The following is an 18623-nucleotide window of genomic DNA, read 5'->3' as shown; positions in this document are numbered from 1 at the left end:
ACTACACTGATGCCTCAAACTGGGGATCGAGGAGGTCGATGTTGGGGACACGACACGAGAGGCCGGACCGAGCACCGATTCTGGTCACGGGTGTCCCACGCTCCGGAACAACGTGGCTCGCACGGCTTCTCGCGCAGGGCAACGGCCTGGCGCTTGCAGGCCGGGAGCCCATGAATCCCAGGCGCGGCCAGTACGCGCTCGGGGGCACGCTGTCGGGCTGGGCCCGCGTCACAAACCCTACGCCCGCACAGCAGCGCGCGCTCGCACTGGCGTATAGAGGGCTCAACCCGCTGACCTACAGTCGCTACGGCCACCGGCAGTGGGCGGCGCCATGGCCTAGGACGCGCGTCGTGATCAAAGATCCGTTTGCCATGTTGTCCGTGCCGGCAGTGATGGCAGCGACCGGTGCGCGTGCCGTGCTGCTCTATCGTCATCCCGGTGCGGTGCTGGCCAGCTACCGACGGATGGGCTGGTCGCCGGATCTGGCTGAACTCCGCGCGGTGCTCGCCAGCGTTGACGGGAGTGGGCTTCCCGAGCTTCCCGAGCCGGGCGAGGCGAACGAGGTGGAAGCGATGTGTGCGTTCTGGTCGGTGTTGCATGCGCTGACATTGCGCGATGTCGTCTCCGACGGCGTCACCTCCGATGGTGTCCACATTGTGTCGCACCATGAATTGGCCAGTGGGGGTACTCCCGCGGGGCGCACACTTGCCAGCAGGCTCGGTATCGGGTGGAACAGTGCGATGGCGGGTGAGTTGTCGCGGGAGTCCTCCACGGCGGCGGTTGCGACACAGCTACACAATTTCGACAGGTCGCCGGCCGAGGTCGCGGACGCATGGCGGGCGAACGTCTCGACTGACGAGGTAGAGATCCTCGAGCGCGTCGCAAAGCCGGTCTGGGATCGGCTCGAGTCCGCGCGCACCCGGTTGGGTGCGCTGAGGGAGGGGTGACTGCTGTCTCGCGGCGGTTCCTAGCGCGCGTACCGCTCGACGAAGCGGCGCAGGATGCTGCCGGTGTGCGTCACGGGCAGGCGCCGCACCGCCTCGAGGGTGAGGTGCTTCTCGTCGGCCGCGAAGTAGCCGTAGTCGGCGTAGGCGTGGATGCGCGTCGTGATGCCCTCGACATCCAGCTCGGGGTGGAATTGGGTCGCGTACACGTGCTGCCCGACGCGGAACATCTGCACGGGGCACGCGGCCGACGTCGCGAGCAGGGTCGCGGTCGGCGGGAGCACCGTGACGGCCTCCTTATGGCCCACGAACGCCGTGAACTGGTCCGGGAGCCCGGCCAGCAGCGGGTCATCGGCGCCGACGACGGTGCGGCTGACCTCGACGACGCTGATCGGCTCGGCGTGGGTCCGGTCGATCACCGCGCCCTGGTGCACACCGAGGGTGCCTATGCCGTAGCAGGCGCCGAGGAATGGAAAGTCCTCGGCGACGACCCGGTCGAGCAGTGCGCCGAACTCGGCTTCGACCCGGTGCTGCACCGCCGACTTCTTCTCATCCGGGTCGGACGCGTTGAACGGTCCGCCGCCGACGAAGATGCCGGAGTAGTCGTCGAGGTCGATCTCGGGCATGGGCCCTGCCTCGAGCCGCACCCGCACGAGGTCGCGCCGGTCCAACCCGCTGTAGCGGAGGAACAGCTCGTACTCCTCGTCGGCGGGCACGTCTTCGGCGCGGGTGGCCAGCAACAGGAACGGTTTCATCGCGTTGAAGTCTAAGTCGCGCGGGCGGTGTCGCCGTCCGGTCGCGGATGACGTCGCGCGCAACGCCGCATAGGCTGGGGGCGACGACCGCACACCCCGCGGTCGCGACAAGGACGTCGCAGGGAGAACCCCATGTCCACATACGCCTGGATCGGACTCGGCCACATGGGCGGGCCGATGACCGCCAACCTCACCGCAGCAGGTCACACCGTGCGCGGTGTCGACCTCGATGCGTCAGCCCGCGAGGCCGCAGCGGCGCACGGTGTCGAGATCGTCGACTCGATCGCCGCAGCGCTCGACGGCGCCGACGTGTGCATCACGTCACTGCCGAGACCAGAGCATGTGCGCGGCGTCTACGGCGGCGACGAGGGAGTGTTCGCGCTGGCGGATGCCGGTACCCTCCTCATGGACACCTCGACGGTCGACGTCGAGACGTCGCGCTGGTGCCACCGCGAGGCCGAGGCCCGCGGCCTCGCCTTCGTCGACGCCCCGATCTCGGGCGGCACGGCGGGTGCCGCGGCGCACACGCTCACGTTCATGCTGGGCGGGCACCCCGACGACCTCGCCCGCGCGCGTGCGTTCGCAGCGCCCATGGCCGCGACGATCGTCGACTGCGGCGACGCCGGCAGCGGCATCGCCGCGAAGCTCGTGAACAACATGATGCTGTTCATCGGCGTCATGGCCGTCGCCGAGGGCTCGCAGCTGGCGGAGCAGCTCGGCCTCGACCCCGCGGTCATGTACCAGGTCGCCGGCGCCTCGTCCGGCTCGTCGTGGCCGCTGAAGACCTGGTATCCGGTGCCCGGTGTCGTCGACACTGCCGCCGCGAACCGCAACTTCGACGCCACGTTCTCGGTCGACCTCGCCTTCAAGGACTGCGCCCTGGCCGTCGACGCCGGGCACGCCACCGGCGTGCATGTGCCCGCCGCCGAGCTCGCCCTCGGACAACTGCAGCAGCTCGTCGACGAGGGCCTCGGCGGCAAGGACTGCACCCTCGTCACCCGTTTCGCCACCCCCGACGGCACCCTGCGCGGCTACGAACCGCCCGCCGTCTGATCCCACATCCCACAAGGAGCCCCGCATGAGCACGACAACGACATCCACCGCCACCAGCTACGCGCAGATCCCGCACGTCATCGGCGGCCGCAAGGTCGCCGCCGACGGCCGCACCGGCCCGGTCTACAATCCGGCGACGGGGGAGCAGACTGGCGAGGTCGCCCTGGCATCCGCGGCCGTCGTGGCCGAAACCGCCCGCATCGCGGCCGAGGCGCAGGTGGCGTGGCGCGAGACCGGCCTCGTCAAGCGGCAGGCGATCATGTTCAAGCTGCGCGAAGTGATCGCGAACCGCGCCGACGAGCTCGCCGCGATCATCACCGCCGAGCACGGCAAGACCCACGCCGACGCGCTCGGCGAGGTCGCACGCGGACTGGAGAACGTCGAGTTCTGCACGAGCCTCATGCACCACCTCAAGGGCGAGTACGCCGAGCAGGTCGCCAGCGGCGTCGACGTGCACCAGGTGCGCCAGCCGATCGGCGTCGTCGCCTGCATCACCCCGTTCAACTTCCCGGCGATGGTGCCGCTGTGGATGGTCACCACCGCGATCGCCGCCGGCAACGCCGCGATCCTCAAGCCCAGCGAGCGCGACCCTTCGGCCGCGGTGTGGCTTGCGGAGCGGTTCGCTGAGGCGGGCGTGCCCGACGGTATCCTCAACATCGTCCACGGCGACCGCGAGGCCGTGGACGCGATCCTCGACGACCCGACCATCCGCGCCGTCTCGTTCGTCGGCTCGACGCCGGTTGCGCAGCACATCTACACGCGGGCTGCGGCCAACGGCAAGCGCGTGCAGGCCCTCGGCGGGGCGAAGAACCACATGGTCGTGATGCCCGACGCCGATGTGGATGCCGCGGCCGACGCCGCCGTCTCGGCAGCGTACGGGTCGGCGGGGGAGCGGTGCATGGCGATCTCGGTCGCCGCTGTGGTCGGCGAGGTCGCCGACGAGTTCGTCGCGAAGGTCGCCGAGCGCCTCGGCGGACTGACCGTCGGCGACGGCGCCGACCCAGCCACCGACATGGGCCCGCTCATCACGCCCGACGCGCTCGACCGCGTCACCGGATTCGTCGCCGGGGCCGAAGGCGAGGGGGCGACACTCGTCGTCGACGGCCGCGAGGTCACGGTCGACGGCGGTGGCTTCTTCATCGGCCCGTCGCTCGTCGACCACGCCACGCCCGGCATGCGCGTCTACGACGAAGAGATCTTCGGCCCGGTGCTGTCGGTCGTGCGCGTCGCCGACTACGACGAGGCCGTCGCCCTCATCAACGCGAGCCGGTACGCCAACGGGGTCGCCGTGTTCACGCGCGACGGCGGCACGGCGCGGCAGTTCGAATTCGACATCGAGGTGGGCATGGTCGGCGTGAACGTGCCGATCCCGGTCCCGGTGGGTGCGTTCTCGTTCGGCGGGTGGAAGGACTCGCTGTTCGGCGACACCCACATGTACGGCCCGGAGGCGTTCCAGTTCTACACGCGCCGCAAGGTCGTCACGACACGGTGGCCCGACCCGAGTGAGAGTCAGATCAGCCTCGGTTTCCCGACGCACCACTGACACCGACGGCGGCGGCCTGTGGTCAGGGCTAGGCTCAGGGCAGGAGGTCGACCATGGCCATTGCACGACTGCTCGGAGGTCCGCTCGACGGACAGGTTCTGCCGCTGGAGGACCCTGACCTGGAGCGCTACATCGCGCCCTATGGTGAGGGCCAGCTCGTCTACGAGCGCGACGGTGCGCTCGAGCACACCGGCGAGCACGACGGACCCACCGAGGCGACGTTCCGCTACGTCGAGGCCACCGAAGACATCAACCCGGACCCCGACGGCCGCGACGAGTGACCGCTGACGCGGAGCATTCGCTCGAGATCGAGCGCAAGTACGACGTCGACGACACCACACCGCTGCCCGACTGGTCGGCGCTGCCCGGTGTCGCCGCCGTCGACGCCGCGGAGGCGCGGGCACTCGACGCCCGCTACCTCGACACGGCCGACGGTGCGCTGGCGGCGTCGCTGACGGCGCTGCGCCGCCGCACCGGCGGCCCGGACGAGGGCTGGCACATCAAGCGCTCCACCCCCGAGGGTAAGCACGAATCCCGTTGGGCGCTCGGCGCCGCCGACGACGACGAGGCGCCGGTGCCGCCGGATGCCGTGGTCGCAGCGCTCGCGCACGTCGCCGCACCGCCGTTCGACGTGCTCGCCCGCATCCGCAACGCCCGCACCGCCTACGCGCTGCGCGACGCGGCCGGGGGACTGGTCGCCGAGTTCGTCGATGACCGTGTCACCGCGACCGACGTGCGCCGCGGCGTCGAGACGTCGTGGCGCGAATGGGAGCTCGAGCTCGGCCCCGCCGCACCCGCGGACGATGCGTCCCGCGCTGCCCTTTTCGCCGCTGCCGACGAGCTCGTGGCATCCGCCGGCGGCCGCCCCGCGGCATCCGGTTCGAAGCTCGCCCGCGCCCTCGGCCGGTAGCCTGCGTTTCGTCTCGCTCGCTCCGCTCGCTCGCTCAACGACCGGTCGTTGAGCGAGCGCAGCGAGACGAAACGCACCCACAACGCACTGACGCCGCCCCCGGCTTCGTTCGGGGCGGCGTCAGCAGTGTGGTCCAGGGTAGCGGAAACTCACATATTGATCATGTGTCCCGCGAGGCCGTGGAAGGCCTCCTGCAGCGCCTCCGACAGCGTCGGGTGGGTGTGCACGTTGCGGGCGGCCTCGAGTGCGGTGAGGTCCCACTTCTGCGCGAGGGTCAGCTCGGGCAGCAGTTCCGACACGTCGGGGCCGATCATGTGGGCGCCCAGCAGCTCGAGGTGCTCGGCGTCGGCGATGACCTTGACGAAGCCGACCGGCTCGCCCAGGCCGTTGGCCTTGCCGTTGGCGCTGAAGGGGAACTTCGCGACCTTGATCTCGTGGCCCTCGTCGATCGCCTGCTGCTCGGTGAGGCCGAACGAGGCGACCTGCGGCGAGCAGAAGGTGGCGCGGGGCATCATGCGGTAGTCGCCCAGCGTCTGGGTCTCGGCCTTGCCGATGGTCTCGGCGGCGACGACGGCCTGCGCCTCTGCGACGTGCGCCAGCTGCAGCTTCGCGGTCACGTCGCCGATGGCGTAGATGCCCTCGACGTTCGTCCGCATGTGGTCGTCGATCTCGATGGCGCCGCGGTCGGTGAGCTTCACGCCGGTCGCCTCGAGGCCGAAGCCTTCGACGCGCGGGGCGAAGCCGATCGACATGAGCACCTTGTCGGCCTCGATCGATCCCTTTTCGCCGCTCGCGTTGTTCGAGTAGTTGACGGTGACCTTCTCGCCCGAGTCGATGACCTGCTCGACCTTGGTGCCGGTGAGGATCTCGACGCCATACTTCTTGTACTGGCGGGCGATCTCCTTCGACACGTCGGGGTCCTCGTTGGGGAGGGCACGGTCGAGGAACTCGATGATGGTGACCTTGACGCCGTAGTTGCTCAGCACGAAGCCGAACTCCATGCCGATGGCGCCGGCGCCGACGATGACGATCGATTCGGGCAGGTCGCGGGTGAGGATCTGCTCCTCGTAGGTGACGACGTTCTCGCTCAGCTCGACGCCGGGCAGCAGGCGCACGGTGGAGCCGGTCGCGATGATCGCGTTGTCGAAGGTGACCTCTTCGCTCGAGCCGTCGGCCTTGGCGACGGTGATCGCCTTCGGGCCGGTGAAGGTGCCACGACCCTCGTATTCGGTCACCTTGTTCTTCTTCATCAAGAAGTGGATGCCCTTGACGTGGGTGTCGGCGACCTTGCGGCTGCGGTCGAACGCCGCGCCGAAGTCGAACTGCACGTCACCGCGGATGCCGAACAGCTCCGCCTTGTGGTTGAAGGTGTGCGCCAGGTCAGCATTCTTGAGCAGCGCCTTGGAGGGGATGCAGCCGACGTTGAGGCAGACACCGCCCCAGTACTTCTCTTCGATGATGGCGGTGGACAGACCCAGCTGTGCGGAACGGACAGCCGCGACATAGCCGCCGGGGCCGGCACCGAGGATGACGACGTCGTAGTGAGGCATGCCTCCAGCCTAGTCCTCGTCGGGGGCCCGGTTCCGTCCGGTGAAGACGACGATCGCGACGATGACCGCGGCCAGCAGGACCACGCCGCCGAGCACGAGCAGCAGCGTCGGATCGAACGCGCCGCCCGCGCCGTCCGTGGCCGCTTCTTCTTGCGCGCACGGTGTCGCGTCAGGCTCGTCACCGATCGTGAAGGAGTACGACTCCGAGATGGGGTGGCCGTCGCTCGAGACCACGCGCCACGTGACGGTGACGGGGCCGTCGGCGGCGGCCGTGAGCGCCTGTGTCACCCGCACACCGTCGACCACGGGTTCACCGTCGGTGACATCGGCGCACGCCGCGTCGACGACCTGCACGACCGTGCTGCCCTCGTCGTCCAGCAGGATGCCGCTGAAGGTCAGCACGATCTCGCTCGGCGTCTCGGCGACCGTGCTGTCGGCGGCAGGGTCCGTCCCGATCAGCTCATCGTGTGCGAACGCCGGTGTCGAGACCGAGACGAAGCCTGCGACGAGCAGCACGGCAAGGGAGGCCAGCACGCCTCGGCGGCGCGTGTGAATTCCTGATGACATCACCCGATCCAGCCTACCGAGGCCTGTCGCAACGGCCGCCCGAGGCCTAGCATGGCGACACGCGGGCGACCCGCCCGTCACCGACTGCGGAAGAAGGTCACGCGATGGACGCCATGATGATGAACGCCATGTCGAAGGACATGACGGTGATGGACGGCATGCCGGCGATGGACGAGGCGATGATGCAGACCATGCAGGCCTGCATGGACGCGTGTGCCGCGTGCGAGCAGGCGTGCACGATCTGCTCTGTGCAGATGATGGACGGTCACGGTATGGACTGCGCCCCGGCGTGCATGAACTGCGCCGACATGTGCCACGCCATGATGCGCACCATGATGCGGATGCAGGGCATGACGATGACCGCGATGACGGCGATGCTCGACGCCTGCATCGAGATGTGTCGCATGTGCATGGACGCGTGTGCGTCGCACGCCGACATGAGCCCCGTGTGCAAGATGTGCGCAGACGCCTGTCAGGCGTGCATCGACGCGTGCATGGCCATGAAGGGCGCGATGGCTGCGGCCTGACGCGCGAGCGCGGTGGTCGTCAGTCGATGACGGCGACGTTGAAGGTGCGCGTGCCGACCGAGACCGCGTGATAGCGCGGGTGGTACGCGACCGGCTCACCTGCGGCGACGTGCGCGGCGGCCGCGCCGTTCCAGACGTGGATGCGGTCACCGTCGAGCGTGTGCAGTTCGAGCGAGCCGTCGTGTCCGGGCGTCGCGATCGCGTCGACCCACTCGGAGGGCGTCGCAGCGATCAGCCGCGCCTGGATGAGGTGCACGGCGTGTCCGGGTGCGAACGACGAGCACGCGCTGCCGTGCACGCACATGCAGAGCGCGTCCTGACGCACCGGTGCGGGCGTGAGGCGATTCTGCGGCGTGGACACGGTGTGCTCCTGTCGGTTTCGGACGAACAGCGCCAGGCTAGGCGAGCCGATGCCGACACCGCGATCTCGTCGACACACAGGGTCACAGAAGTCGCCGCCGCCGGGTTCCGATTGCGATGTCGTCGGGCCGGTTCGATCAGTTAGGGTGATGTGGGAGGAGGCCACAGTGGAGGACAACGGTCGACGTGACGGCGAGGTCCGTCCGGATACGACACAGACGTTCGGGCACGACTCCGACCTGTCGTTCGTCCCGTTCGGGAGCGAACTGAGCGCAGTCGAGGCGGAGGCGATTTCAGCCCTGCCGACGCGATCGGCGCTGTTGCTGGTCCGCTCCGGGCCCACGGCGGGCGCGCGCTACCTGCTCGACACCGATGTGACGACCGTCGGCCGTCACCCCGAAGCCGACATCTTCTTCGACGATGTGACGGTCTCGCGCCGACACGCAGAGATCACCCGCACCGGCAACGTCTTCGAAATGGTCGATCAGCGCTCACTCAACGGCACGTATGTCAACGGCGAGCGGGTCGACCGCGCCGTGCTCGTCGACGGTGCCGAGGTGCGCATCGGCAAGTTCCGTCTGAACTTCTTCGTCTCGCCCCTCGACCGCAACCAGGTGACCGGCGCGTGACGCCCGCGGCATCACCCCGTGGTCGCTCGTCGGCCGCGGGTTACCTGAGCATCGGTCAGGTCTTGGCGCGCCTGACGCCCGAGTTCCCCTCGCTGACCTCCAGCAAGCTGCGCTTTCTCGAGGTGCAGGGCATCGTGACGCCGATGCGCACGGAGTCGGGCTACCGAAAGTTCTCCTCGGCCGACGTCGCACGGGTGCGCACCGCGCTCACCCTGCAGCGCGACCACTACCTGCCGCTCGCGCGCATCCGCGAGTACCTCGACGAGCACGGCGCCGACGGCGCGTCGGCGGCGGCTGTGCCGACGTCGATCGTGCAGACCGTGCGACGGTATCGCCGTGACGAGCTCACCAAGGCCGCTGACGCGAAGCCGTCGCTGCTGGGCGATGCCGTCTCGGCGGGCCTGCTGCCCGCAGCCGAGACATACGACGAGCGTGCGCTCGCGATGCTGCGTTCGCTCGCGGCGCTCGATGCCCATGGCATCCAGCCGCGCCACCTGCGCGGCGTTCGCCAGGCGGTCGAGCGCGAGATGGCGCTGATCGAAAGCGCCCTGGCGCCGCTGCTGCGTCGCACCGACTCGGGCGCTCGCGGCCGCGCAGGCGAGATCGCCGGCGAGCTCTCCCGTCGCGTCGACGAACTGCGCGCGGGCTTCGTGCAGGCGGCTTTGGAGCGGTTGGCCCCCTGATCTCGGCCGGCTCGATGCCGGTGCGACGCGACACGCCGACACCGCACGAGCCGATGTCGTTGCCGGAGGTCTCCGACTGCTCTAGCGTTGGAAGGACCCGATCTCACATGCAGGAGGCGAAGATGACGGCGCAGGACGCTCAAGGCGACCCGCAGTTCTCTGAGGCGCTCCTGTTCACGGACGGGCTTCCGCAGCGCGACGACGAGGTGGGCTACCGCGGTGCCGAAGCGGCACGAGCGGCAGGCATCACCTACCGCCAGCTCGACTACTGGGCACGCACCGAGTTGGTCGAGCCGACCGTTCGCGGGGCGAGCGGTTCAGGATCGCAGCGTCTCTACGGATTCCGCGACATCCTCGTGCTGAAGCTCGTGAAGCGTCTGCTCGACACCGGAATCTCGTTGCAGCAGATCCGTGTCGCCGTCGAGCAGCTGCGCGCCTCCGGCATCCGCGATCTCGCCGGCACGACGCTCATGAGCGATGGTGCGTCGGTCTACCTGTGCACGTCGAACGATGAGGTCATCGACCTGGTCAGCCGTGGGCAGGGCGTGTTCGGCATCGCCGTCGGCAAGGTGCTGCGCGAGGTCGAGACGACCCTCGTCGAGTTCGACGCGCAGGCGCCCGACGCCATGGACGAGCTGGCCGCTCGCCGCGCCGCGCGCACCGCCTGAGGCTCGGGCCTCGATACACCGCGGCTTCGCCGCGGCACTCGCCCACCGGGGTCAGGCGCGGGCTTCGCCGGCGACCGGGATGCGGCCGGTGCGCATGATGCGATCCAGCAGCGCGTCGAAGTCGCGCGCGAGCTCCTGAGCGGAGTCTCCGGGCCAGATGTGCAGCGGCTTGGCAGCGCCCTGCGCCTGCTGCAGCGACGTGCGCTCCGGCAGCTGCGGCGACAGCACGAGCGGGCCGAACATGTCGCGCAGTTCCTTGATGCGGAACTGGTGCTCGATCGACTGCGGGCGCACGCGGTTCACGACGATGCCCAGCGGCTGCAGGCGGGGGGAGAGGCCTCGGCGGATCTCCTCGATCGCGCGCAGCGCGCGGTCCGCGGCCGCGACCGAGAACAGTCCCGGTTCGGTGACGACGACGACACGGTCGGATGCCGCCCACGCGGTGCGCGTGAGGGCGTTCAGTGACGGGGCGCAGTCGATGAGCACAAGGTCGTACTCGGACTCGATCGTCGCGAGTGCCTCTTCGAGCTTCCAGACGTCGCGCACGCTCGGGTGCGGGCCGTCGAAATTGATGGCGGACGGGCTGCCGATCAGCACGTCGATCGTGCCGGGGTGGACCTTCGCCCACCCGCTGGAGGTGATCGCCTGACGGACGACCTTCTCCTTCGGATTCGCCAGCACGTCGGCGATGTTGAGGCGACCGGCAACTTGGATGTCCATGCCCGTCGACACGTCGGACTGCGGGTCGAGGTCGACGACGAGTGTCCGCACTCCACGGGAGAACGCCGCGGAGGCGAGGCCCAGAGTGACGGTCGTCTTGCCGACACCGCCCTTCAGAGAGCTGACCGAGAGTACGTGCACGAGGCACTACGTTACCGTCCCCTAGGCTGAGAGGACACTCAGGCACTCGCGGTGTCCCACTTGCAGTGTCGAGGACGCACGCCGTCACCCGAATCCGAGAGGTGAGCATGTTCCGCAAGATCCTGGTCGCGAACCGCGGCGAGATCGCAATCCGCGCCTTCCGAGCCGCCTATGAGCTCGGTGCGCGAACCGTCGCGGTGTACCCGTTCGAGGACCGCGGCTCGCTGCACCGGCAGAAGGCCGACGAAGCCTACGAGATCGGCGAGAAGGGGCACCCGGTTCGGGCCTACCTCGACGTCGCCGAGATCGTGCGGGTCGCGAAGGAATCCGGGGCGGATGCCATCTACCCCGGGTACGGGTTCCTCTCCGAGAATCCTGACCTCGCCGCCCAGGCCGCGGCGGCGGGCATCACCTTCATCGGCCCGCCCGCTCGCGCACTCGAGATGGCGGGTAATAAGGTCACAGCGAAGGAGCACGCCATCGCGGCCGGCGTTCCGGTGCTGCGCTCAACGCCGGCATCCGACGACGTCGACGCCCTCATCGGACAAGCCGACGACATCGGGTTCCCCATCTTCGTGAAGGCCGTCGCCGGCGGTGGCGGCCGAGGCATGCGACGTGTCGAGACGCCGGCAGAGCTCGCGCCCGCGCTGGCCGAGGCGATGCGCGAGGCCGGCAGCGCGTTCGGTGACGCGCGCGTGTTCCTCGAGCAGGCTGTGCAGCGGCCGCGGCACGTCGAGGTGCAGATCCTCGCCGACAAGACGGGCCACACGGTGCACCTGTTCGAGCGCGACTGTTCGGTGCAGCGACGCCACCAGAAGGTGATTGAGATCGCTCCGGCACCGAACCTCGACGACGAGGTCCGCAAGGCGCTTCACCGGCACGCGGTGGCGTTCGCCGAGTCGATCGGCTACGAGAACGCCGGCACGGTCGAGTTCTTGCTCGAGACCGCTGGGCCACGCACCGGCGAGGTCGTGTTCATTGAGATGAACCCCCGCATCCAGGTGGAGCACACGGTCACCGAGGAGGTCACCGACGTCGACCTCGTGCAGTCGCAGATGCGGATCGCCGCCGGCGCCACGCTCGACGAGCTCGGCCTGCGCCAGGAGGACATCCACCTGCGCGGCGCCGCCCTGCAGTGCCGCATCACCACCGAGGACCCCTCGCAGGGCTTCCGACCCGACACCGGGCGCATCACGACGTACCGGTCGCCCGGCGGCGCCGGCATCCGTCTCGACGGCGGCACGACAGCGGCCGGCTCGCAGATCAGCCCGCACTTCGATTCGATGCTCGCCAAGCTCACGTGCCGCGGTCGCGACTTCCCGGCCGCGGTCGCGCGCGCGCGCCGTGCCCTGGCCGAGTTCCGCATCCGCGGCGTCTCGACCAACATCCCGTTCCTGCGCGCCGTGCTCGACGACGACGCGTTCGGCGCCGGCGATGTGAGCACGTCGTTCATCGACGAGCGCCCAGAACTGCTCACGAGCCACCCGTCGCGTGACCGGGCGACCAAGCTGCTCAACTGGCTCGCCGACGTCACGGTGAACCGCCCCTACGGCGAGAAGCCGCTGTCGGTGTCGCCGGGCAGCAAGCTGCCGGCGATCGACTTGGCGGCGGAGCCTCCCGCAGGCGCCCTCGCCCGCCTGCGCGAACTGGGCCCCGAGGGGTTCGCGAAGTCGCTGCGTGAGCAGTCGGCACTCGCCGTCACCGAAACGACCTACCGCGACGCCCATCAGTCGCTGCTCGCGACCCGCGTGCGCACGCGTGACCTCGTCCGCGTCGGTCCGCACGTCTCACGCATGACGCCGCAGCTGCTCTCGGTCGAGGCATGGGGCGGTGCGACCTACGACGTGGCGCTGCGGTTCCTGGCCGAAGACCCGTGGGAGCGTCTCGCAGCCCTGCGGACGGCGATGCCGAACATCCCGATCCAGATGCTCCTGCGCGGCCGCAACACCGTGGGCTACACGCCGCGCCCCGTCGAGGTGACCGACGCGTTCGTCACCGAAGCTGCAGCCACCGGTGTCGACATCTTCCGCATCTTCGACGCGCTCAACGACGTCTCGCAGATGCGTCCCGCGATCGACGCGGTGCGCGCGACCGGCACCTCGGTCGCCGAAGTGGCCATGTGCTACACGTCGGATCTGCTCGACCCGAACGAGCAGCTGTACACGCTCGACTACTACCTGCGCATGGCCGAGCAGATCGTCGAGGCGGGGGCCCACATTCTCGCCATCAAGGACATGGCGGGCCTCGTGCGTCCCGCAGCGGCCGCGAAGCTCGTCACGGCCCTGCGTGAGAACTTCGACCTGCCGGTGCACCTGCACACGCACGACACCGCAGGCGGCCAGCTCGCGACGCTGCTCGCCGCGAGTGCCGCCGGTGTGGATGCCGTCGACGCCGCAGCCGCGCCGATGTCGGGCACCACCAGCCAGCCGTCCCTGACGGCGCTGGTGGCTGCCCTCGCGCACACCGATCGCGACACGGGGCTCGACCTGCAGTCCGTCAGCGACCTCGAGCCGTACTGGGAGGGCGTGCGCCAGCTGTACCGTCCCTTCGAGTCGGGTCTTCCCGCGCCGACCGGGCGCGTGTACCACCACGAGATCCCCGGCGGGCAGCTGTCGAACCTGCGCCAGCAGGCGATCGCGCTGGGCCTTGCGGACGACTTCGAGCTCATCGAAGACATGTACGCCGCGGCCGACCGCATCCTCGGTCGCATCCCGAAGGTCACGCCGTCCTCGAAAGTCGTCGGCGACCTCGCCCTCGCGCTCGTCGCGGTGCGAGCCGACCCTGCCGATTTCGAACAGAACCCGCAGAACTACGACATCCCAGACTCGGTCGTGGGATTCATGGCGGGCGAGCTGGGCGACCTGCCGGGCGGCTGGCCGGAGCCGTTCCGCAGCAAGGTGCTCGCGGGTCGTTCGGTCTCGATCGACATCCCGCCGCTGACCGACGACGAGCGCACCGGGCTCGCCGGCGACGCGGCTTCGCGCCGTCAAACGCTGAACCGGCTCATGTTCCCGGCACCGGCGCGAGAGTTCGAGAAGACGCGCGCGACGTACGGCGACCTGTCGACGCTCGGCACGCCCGACTACCTCTACGGGCTCAAGCCGGGGGAGGAGCACGTCGCCGAGATCGATCCCGGCGTGCAGCTCTACGTCGGTCTCGAAGCCATCGGCGAGGCGGATGCGAAGGGCATCCGCACCGTCATGACCACGCTCAACGGACAGTTGCGCCCGGTCTTCGTGCGAGACCGCAGCATCGCGGTGGAGACGAAGGCGGCGGAGAAGGCCGACACGTCGAAGCCGGGGCAGGTCGCGGCGCCGTTCTCGGGCGCGGTGACGCTCAAGGCTGCCGAGGGCGACAAGGTCAAGGCGGGTCAGCCGGTCGCGTCGATCGAAGCCATGAAGATGGAGGCGGCGATCACCGCACCCGTCGACGGCGTCGTGGAGCGGCTGGTGATCAGCGGGACGGCTCCGGTGGAAGCCGGTGACCTTTTGCTGGTCATTCGACCCGCCGAGTAGTCTGGAGCGTCGGACTCCCATCCGGGAACCGCTGGGCCGCGACGAACTGGGGCCGCGCCAGCGCGAGTCCGAGACAGACGTGGAGTGAGTGCAGTGATGTCCGACCGCAACGAGAACGCAGACGACGACCTCGAGAACGGGGTGCTCGACAGCGCCGGCAGCATCGATACGACGGGCATCGGCATCGTCGACGGCTCGACAGCGCAGGTCGATGTCGCCCTGCCCGTGCTGCACGACGAAGACGACGACTATGTCGACGACGTCGCCGAGGGCGAGGCGATCGACGCCGACGCGTTCGAGGAGGCCTCGCGGGCTCTTGCCGCGGGCGAAGCGGCCGGAGACGTCGTCGACGTCGAGCCCGAGCCGGCGCCCGATCCCGCGCCCGCACGGGTGCCCGCCGAGCCTGCGGCGACCGAGACGACGGCCGTCGCCATCCCGCACGAGCGGGTTCGTCCGCGCACCTCCGAGGTGCCGCTGCACTCGCGTCGGCTCGGTGATTTCGAGGCTGACCGAGAGACCAGCGACCTGCTGACGGCCGACCGCCTGCTCGACCCCGCCCGCGTCGTGCGCCCCGAGCCGGAGGGACCGTTCCAGCACTTCCTGTACACGATCTCGGGTCACCGCATCAACCTCGGCGACGGCAAGCGGGCGCGCGCCCGCAAGGACCTCGATCGGCGCATCGCGGCGCCGCTGCACGGTGGCGCGAAGTTCGTGCCGGTGCTCTCCCGCAAGGGCGGCGTCGGCAAGACGACGGTCACGACACTGCTCGGCATGGCCCTCGCCGATGCGCGCGACGACCGTGTCATCGCGATGGATGCCAATCCCGATCGCGGCACGCTGTCGGAGCGCGTCGGGCGCTCCAGCGGCAAGACCGTCCGTGACCTGGTGCGCTCTGCAGACCGCATCCGCGGGTTCAACGACATCTCGGCGATCGTCGCGCGCGACGAAACGCGCTTGGACGTGCTCGCGTCCGACAGTGACCCGCACGTGTCCGAGGCCTTCAGCGACGACGACTACCGACGCGTCGCCGAGATCGCGGCCCACTATTACTCCGTCGTGCTCACCGACACCGGCACCGGCATCGTGCACTCGGTGATGGGGGCGACGCTCGAGGCCGCCGACCAGCTCATCATCGTCGCAGGGCTGAGCGTCGACGAGGCGCGCCTCGCGTCCGAGACCCTGACGTGGCTGGAGTCCAACGGCTTCGCCGAGCAGGTACGCGGCGCGATCGTCGTACTCAACACGTCCCGCCCCGGCGCACAGTTGGTGCGCGCGAGCGAGCTGGAGGCGCATTTCACGACGCGCGTTCGTGCCGTTGTGCGCGTGCCGTACGACGCGCACATCGCCGCGGGCTCGGCAGTCTCGTTCCGCGACCTCCAGCCCGAGACCCGTCAGGCAGCGCGCGAGCTCGCCGCGACGGTGGTCGAAGGCCTGCGCGCCCTGAACCCGGTCGCCTGATGCCGGTCCGCCCCATTCGCCTGTACGGCGACCCGGTGCTTCGTGCGCCGAGCGCACCCATCGAGACCATCGACGACGGCATCCGAGCGCTCGTGCGCGACCTGCTCGACACGGTCGCAGAACCCGGGCGTGCCGGCGTCGCGGCGCCGCAGATCGGTGTCGGGCTGCGCGCGTTCAGCTACAACGTCGACGGCGAGATCGGCTACGTGCTCAATCCCGTGCTCGTCGAGGTCTCGGGCGAGGCGATGCCCACGGGTGAGGGATGCCTGTCGGTTCCCGGGCTCTGGCACGACGCTGTGCGGCATCCGCACGCGAAGGTCGTCGGCGTCGACCTCGACGGCCAGGAGGTCGTGCTCGAAGGCGATGGGCTGTTCGCCCAGGCGCTGCAGCATGAGACCGACCACCTCGACGGCATGGTCTATCTGCAGCGACTCACGCCCGAAGAGCGCCGCGTCGCGATGCGTGAAGTGCGCGAGTCGGACTGGTTCTGACGGGTCTCGATACACCCGCGGGTCTCGATACACCCGCGCTGCGCGCGGGCACTCGACCACCGGAAGCGACTGACCTCGGTGGTTGAGTGCCGCGGCGCAGCCGCGGTGTATCGAAACCTAGCCGCCGAGGGCGACGTTGGTGGTCGAGACCGGTACGTCGTAGATCTCGTCGATCGCGCCCTGGAAGTCCTTCAGGATGATGTTGCGCTTGATGCTCATCTTCGGGGTGAGGTGGCCGCTGGCCTCGGTCCACTCCGTGTCGAGGATCGTGAACTTGCGGATCGACTCGGCGCGCGAGACGCCCTTGTTGGCGCGGTCGACGGCGGTCTGCACCTCGGCGCGCACCTTGTCGTTGTTCGCCGCGTCGGTCAGCGACATGTTCTCGGGCAGGCCGTTGTTGGCCAGCCACGTCGGGAGCATCTCGGGGTCGAGGGTGACGAGTGCGGAGATGAACGGCTTCTGGTCGCCGACGACGACGACCTGACCGACGATCGGGTTGGCGCGGATGGGGTCTTCGAGCGCCGCGGGTGCGACGTTCTTGCCGCCCGCCGTGACGATGATCTCCTTCTTGCGACCCGTGATGGTCAAGAAGCCCTCGGCGTCGAACGAGCCGATGTCGCCGGTCTTGAACCAGCCGTCGTGGAAGGCCTCGGCGGTGGCCTCGGGGTTCTTCCAGTACTCCTTGAAGACGTTGATGCCCTTGACCTCGATCTCGCCGTCATCGGCCAGGCGCAGACCGACACCCGGGAGCGCGGGGCCGACGGTGCCGATCTTCGACTTGTTGGCGAGGTTCACCGTTGCGGGAGCGGTCGTCTCGGTCAGGCCGTAGCCCTCGAGGATGACGACGCCGAGGCTGTGGAAGAAGTGGCCGAGGCGTGCGCCGAGCGGTGCCGAGCCCGAGACCGCGTAGCGGACGTTGCCGCCCATGGCCTCGCGCAGCTTGCTGTAGACGAGCTTGTCGAACACCTTGAACTTCAGGTTCGTGAGGAATCCAGGCTTCGTGCCCTCTTCGAGCGCCTTCGAGTGCTCGATCGCCGTTGCGGCGGCGGCGCGGAAGATCTTGCCCTTGCCGCCCGCTTCAGCCTTCTGCTCGGCGGAGTTGTAGACCTTTTCGAACACGCGCGGGACGGCGAGCAGGAACGTGGGCTTGAACGAGCCGAGTGCGGGCAGCAGCTGCTTCGTGTCGGGCTGGTGGCCGGTGCGCACACCCGCGTGGATGGCGAGGATCGAGATGAAGCGGGCGAACACGTGCGCCGTCGTGATGAACAGCAGAGTCGAGGCACCCGGCATGCTCACGACCTCGTCGAGCGCCTTCGCGGAGTTGCGGGAGAGCTCGACGAAGTTGCTGTGCGTGAGCACGCATCCCTTCGGGCGTCCGGTCGAGCCGGACGTGTAGATGAGGGTGGCGATGTCCGAGCCCACCGCGATGTTGCGGCGACGCTCGATCTCTTCGTCGGTGACGTCGGCGCCCTTGGCACGCAGTGCGTCGAGGTCGCCCGACTGCATCGTCCAGGCCTCGCGGATGAGCGGCAGTTCGCCACGCACTTCGTCGACGCGGGCGGCATGCTCCGCCGATTCGGAGATGACGGCGATCGCGCCCGAGTCCGACAGGATCCAGTGGATCTGCGACGCGGAGCTCGTCTCGTACACCGGCACCATGACAGCGCCCGCGAAGAAGAGGGCGAAGTCGACGAGGGTCCAGTCGTAGGTCGTGCGGGCGATGAAGGCGACCTTGTCGCCGGGCTCGATGCCGGCGGCCGCGAAGCCCTTCGCGAGGGCGATCACTTCGGTCTGGAAGTCGGCGGCGGTGATGTCGCGCCAGCCGTCGCCGTCGGGCACACCGAACAGGGCGAGGGAGGGCGTCGCTTTCACGCGCTCGACGAGGAGGTCGGTCACGTTCGCCTCCGGGTCGGCGGGAACGATCGCGGGGACTTCGAACTGGGCGGCGCTCATGGGCGGCAACTCCTTCGGTACCGGTGCGGCGTCGGGATTGACGGGTTGGGATCGAGTGTAGACCGATGCGGAACCGAGTCCACAGTTCTGCGACGCACCCGTCCCGCGCAATAGACTTCACCGATGCCTGCGTGCCGTGCGCAGCTGAGGGGAGTG

At 69.2% G+C, this 18623-nt stretch carries 18 protein-coding genes; 12 read left to right on the top strand and 6 right to left on the bottom strand.

Going from position 1 to position 18623, the window contains the following annotated elements; all coding sequences use genetic code 11:
• The first annotated feature begins 38 nt into the window (after window positions 1–38).
• The gene (locus AC3ENX_RS09640) at window positions 39–947 is read left to right on the top strand and encodes a sulfotransferase (protein WP_434811670.1); all 909 of its coding nucleotides are present in this window, start codon (window positions 39–41) and stop codon (window positions 945–947) included.
• A 20-nt stretch (window positions 948–967) separates the two neighbouring features.
• Here the strand turns inward: AC3ENX_RS09640 and AC3ENX_RS09635 are convergent, their stop codons facing one another.
• The gene (locus tag AC3ENX_RS09635) at window positions 968–1699 is read right to left on the bottom strand and encodes a glutamine amidotransferase (RefSeq protein ID WP_434811669.1); all 732 of its coding nucleotides are present in this window, start codon (window positions 1697–1699) and stop codon (window positions 968–970) included.
• Between the two features lie 132 nt (window positions 1700–1831).
• On the opposite strand from AC3ENX_RS09635, the gene AC3ENX_RS09630 reads away from it, so the two are divergent.
• The 4 genes from AC3ENX_RS09630 to AC3ENX_RS09615 are packed head-to-tail and all read left to right on the top strand — an operon-like array spanning window position 1832 to window position 5205.
• Window positions 1832–2752, top strand: a complete 921-nt coding sequence (locus AC3ENX_RS09630) for an NAD(P)-dependent oxidoreductase (RefSeq protein ID WP_434811668.1) — start codon at window positions 1832–1834, stop codon at window positions 2750–2752.
• Between the two features lie 25 nt (window positions 2753–2777).
• Window positions 2778–4295 (top strand): CoA-acylating methylmalonate-semialdehyde dehydrogenase, encoded by a 1518-nt coding sequence (locus AC3ENX_RS09625; RefSeq protein WP_434811667.1) that lies wholly within the window; start codon window positions 2778–2780, stop codon window positions 4293–4295.
• Window positions 4296–4348: 53 nt separating this feature from the next.
• Complete coding sequence (locus tag AC3ENX_RS09620; protein WP_434811666.1) at window positions 4349–4576, top strand: response regulator; 228 nt, start codon at window positions 4349–4351, stop codon at window positions 4574–4576.
• Entirely contained in the window at window positions 4573–5205 is a 633-nt protein-coding gene (locus AC3ENX_RS09615; RefSeq protein ID WP_434811665.1) for a CYTH domain-containing protein, read from the top strand. Before AC3ENX_RS09620 ends, AC3ENX_RS09615 begins: the two co-directional genes overlap by 4 nt.
• A 149-nt stretch (window positions 5206–5354) precedes the next feature.
• Here the strand turns inward: AC3ENX_RS09615 and lpdA are convergent, their stop codons facing one another.
• Window positions 5355–6755 (bottom strand): dihydrolipoyl dehydrogenase, encoded by a 1401-nt coding sequence (gene lpdA, locus AC3ENX_RS09610; RefSeq protein WP_434811664.1) that lies wholly within the window; start codon window positions 6753–6755, stop codon window positions 5355–5357.
• 9 nt (window positions 6756–6764) lie between these two features.
• Window positions 6765–7322 (bottom strand): copper resistance CopC family protein, encoded by a 558-nt coding sequence (locus AC3ENX_RS09605; RefSeq protein ID WP_434811663.1) that lies wholly within the window; start codon window positions 7320–7322, stop codon window positions 6765–6767.
• A gap of 104 nt (window positions 7323–7426) precedes the next feature.
• On the opposite strand from AC3ENX_RS09605, the gene AC3ENX_RS09600 reads away from it, so the two are divergent.
• Window positions 7427–7849, top strand: a complete 423-nt coding sequence (locus tag AC3ENX_RS09600) for a four-helix bundle copper-binding protein (protein ID WP_434811662.1) — start codon at window positions 7427–7429, stop codon at window positions 7847–7849.
• 19 nt (window positions 7850–7868) lie between these two features.
• Here the strand turns inward: AC3ENX_RS09600 and AC3ENX_RS09595 are convergent, their stop codons facing one another.
• Window positions 7869–8210, bottom strand: coding sequence for a hypothetical protein (locus AC3ENX_RS09595; protein ID WP_434811661.1), 342 nt, complete (start codon window positions 8208–8210; stop codon window positions 7869–7871).
• A gap of 166 nt (window positions 8211–8376) precedes the next feature.
• Between AC3ENX_RS09595 and AC3ENX_RS09590 the strand changes: the two genes are divergently transcribed.
• The 3 genes from AC3ENX_RS09590 (at window position 8377) to AC3ENX_RS09580 (ending at window position 10189) form a co-directional block, all read left to right on the top strand.
• The gene (locus AC3ENX_RS09590; protein ID WP_434811660.1) at window positions 8377–8838 is read left to right on the top strand and encodes an FHA domain-containing protein; all 462 of its coding nucleotides are present in this window, start codon (window positions 8377–8379) and stop codon (window positions 8836–8838) included.
• A complete protein-coding gene (ftsR, locus tag AC3ENX_RS09585; protein WP_434811659.1) occupies window positions 8835–9521 on the top strand; it encodes a transcriptional regulator FtsR in 687 nt (228 codons plus the stop codon). Before AC3ENX_RS09590 ends, ftsR begins: the two co-directional genes overlap by 4 nt.
• 122 nt (window positions 9522–9643) lie before the next feature.
• Window positions 9644–10189: a MerR family transcriptional regulator gene (locus AC3ENX_RS09580; protein ID WP_434811658.1), complete on the top strand. Its 546-nt coding sequence runs from the start codon at window positions 9644–9646 to the stop codon at window positions 10187–10189.
• 51 nt (window positions 10190–10240) lie between these two features.
• On the opposite strand, the gene AC3ENX_RS09575 is transcribed toward AC3ENX_RS09580, so the two are convergent.
• On the bottom strand, window positions 10241–11050 hold the full coding sequence (locus AC3ENX_RS09575; RefSeq protein ID WP_434811657.1) for a ParA family protein: 810 nt from the start codon (window positions 11048–11050) through the stop codon (window positions 10241–10243).
• Window positions 11051–11157: 107 nt separating this feature from the next.
• On the opposite strand from AC3ENX_RS09575, the gene AC3ENX_RS09570 reads away from it, so the two are divergent.
• The 3 genes from AC3ENX_RS09570 (at window position 11158) to def (ending at window position 16514) form a co-directional block, all read left to right on the top strand.
• Complete coding sequence (locus AC3ENX_RS09570; protein ID WP_434811656.1) at window positions 11158–14565, top strand: pyruvate carboxylase; 3408 nt, start codon at window positions 11158–11160, stop codon at window positions 14563–14565.
• A gap of 96 nt (window positions 14566–14661) precedes the next feature.
• Window positions 14662–16023, top strand: coding sequence for a MinD/ParA family ATP-binding protein (locus AC3ENX_RS09565; protein WP_434811655.1), 1362 nt, complete (start codon window positions 14662–14664; stop codon window positions 16021–16023).
• Entirely contained in the window at window positions 16023–16514 is a 492-nt protein-coding gene (gene def / locus AC3ENX_RS09560) for a peptide deformylase (protein ID WP_434811654.1), read from the top strand. Before AC3ENX_RS09565 ends, def begins: the two co-directional genes overlap by 1 nt.
• A 117-nt stretch (window positions 16515–16631) precedes the next feature.
• Here def and AC3ENX_RS09555 read toward each other — a convergent pair whose 3' ends face one another.
• Entirely contained in the window at window positions 16632–18467 is a 1836-nt protein-coding gene (locus AC3ENX_RS09555) for an AMP-dependent synthetase/ligase (RefSeq protein ID WP_434811653.1), read from the bottom strand.
• Between the last annotated feature and the right edge of the window lie 156 nt (window positions 18468–18623).

It is taken from the genome of Microbacterium sp. bgisy189, from assembly GCF_057707225.1.
The sequence above is the reverse complement of the archived record's forward strand: the minus strand, read 5'-3'. Positions and strand labels throughout refer to the sequence as shown.

Coding starts and splice junctions, on each gene's coding strand:
- AC3ENX_RS09555 (WP_434811653.1), bottom strand. CDS start 18,467: ATGAGCGCCGCCCAGTTCGAAGTCCCCGCGATCGTTCCCGCCGACCCG.
- AC3ENX_RS09620 (WP_434811666.1), top strand. CDS start 4,349: ATGGCCATTGCACGACTGCTCGGAGGTCCGCTCGACGGACAGGTTCTG.
- AC3ENX_RS09570 (WP_434811656.1), top strand. CDS start 11,158: ATGTTCCGCAAGATCCTGGTCGCGAACCGCGGCGAGATCGCAATCCGC.
- AC3ENX_RS09630 (WP_434811668.1), top strand. CDS start 1,832: ATGTCCACATACGCCTGGATCGGACTCGGCCACATGGGCGGGCCGATG.
- def (WP_434811654.1), top strand. CDS start 16,023: ATGCCGGTCCGCCCCATTCGCCTGTACGGCGACCCGGTGCTTCGTGCG.
- AC3ENX_RS09635 (WP_434811669.1), bottom strand. CDS start 1,699: ATGAAACCGTTCCTGTTGCTGGCCACCCGCGCCGAAGACGTGCCCGCC.
- AC3ENX_RS09625 (WP_434811667.1), top strand. CDS start 2,778: ATGAGCACGACAACGACATCCACCGCCACCAGCTACGCGCAGATCCCG.
- AC3ENX_RS09600 (WP_434811662.1), top strand. CDS start 7,427: ATGGACGCCATGATGATGAACGCCATGTCGAAGGACATGACGGTGATG.
- AC3ENX_RS09580 (WP_434811658.1), top strand. CDS start 9,644: ATGACGGCGCAGGACGCTCAAGGCGACCCGCAGTTCTCTGAGGCGCTC.
- lpdA (WP_434811664.1), bottom strand. CDS start 6,755: ATGCCTCACTACGACGTCGTCATCCTCGGTGCCGGCCCCGGCGGCTAT.
- AC3ENX_RS09640 (WP_434811670.1), top strand. CDS start 39: ATGTTGGGGACACGACACGAGAGGCCGGACCGAGCACCGATTCTGGTC.
- AC3ENX_RS09605 (WP_434811663.1), bottom strand. CDS start 7,322: ATGTCATCAGGAATTCACACGCGCCGCCGAGGCGTGCTGGCCTCCCTT.
- AC3ENX_RS09565 (WP_434811655.1), top strand. CDS start 14,662: ATGTCCGACCGCAACGAGAACGCAGACGACGACCTCGAGAACGGGGTG.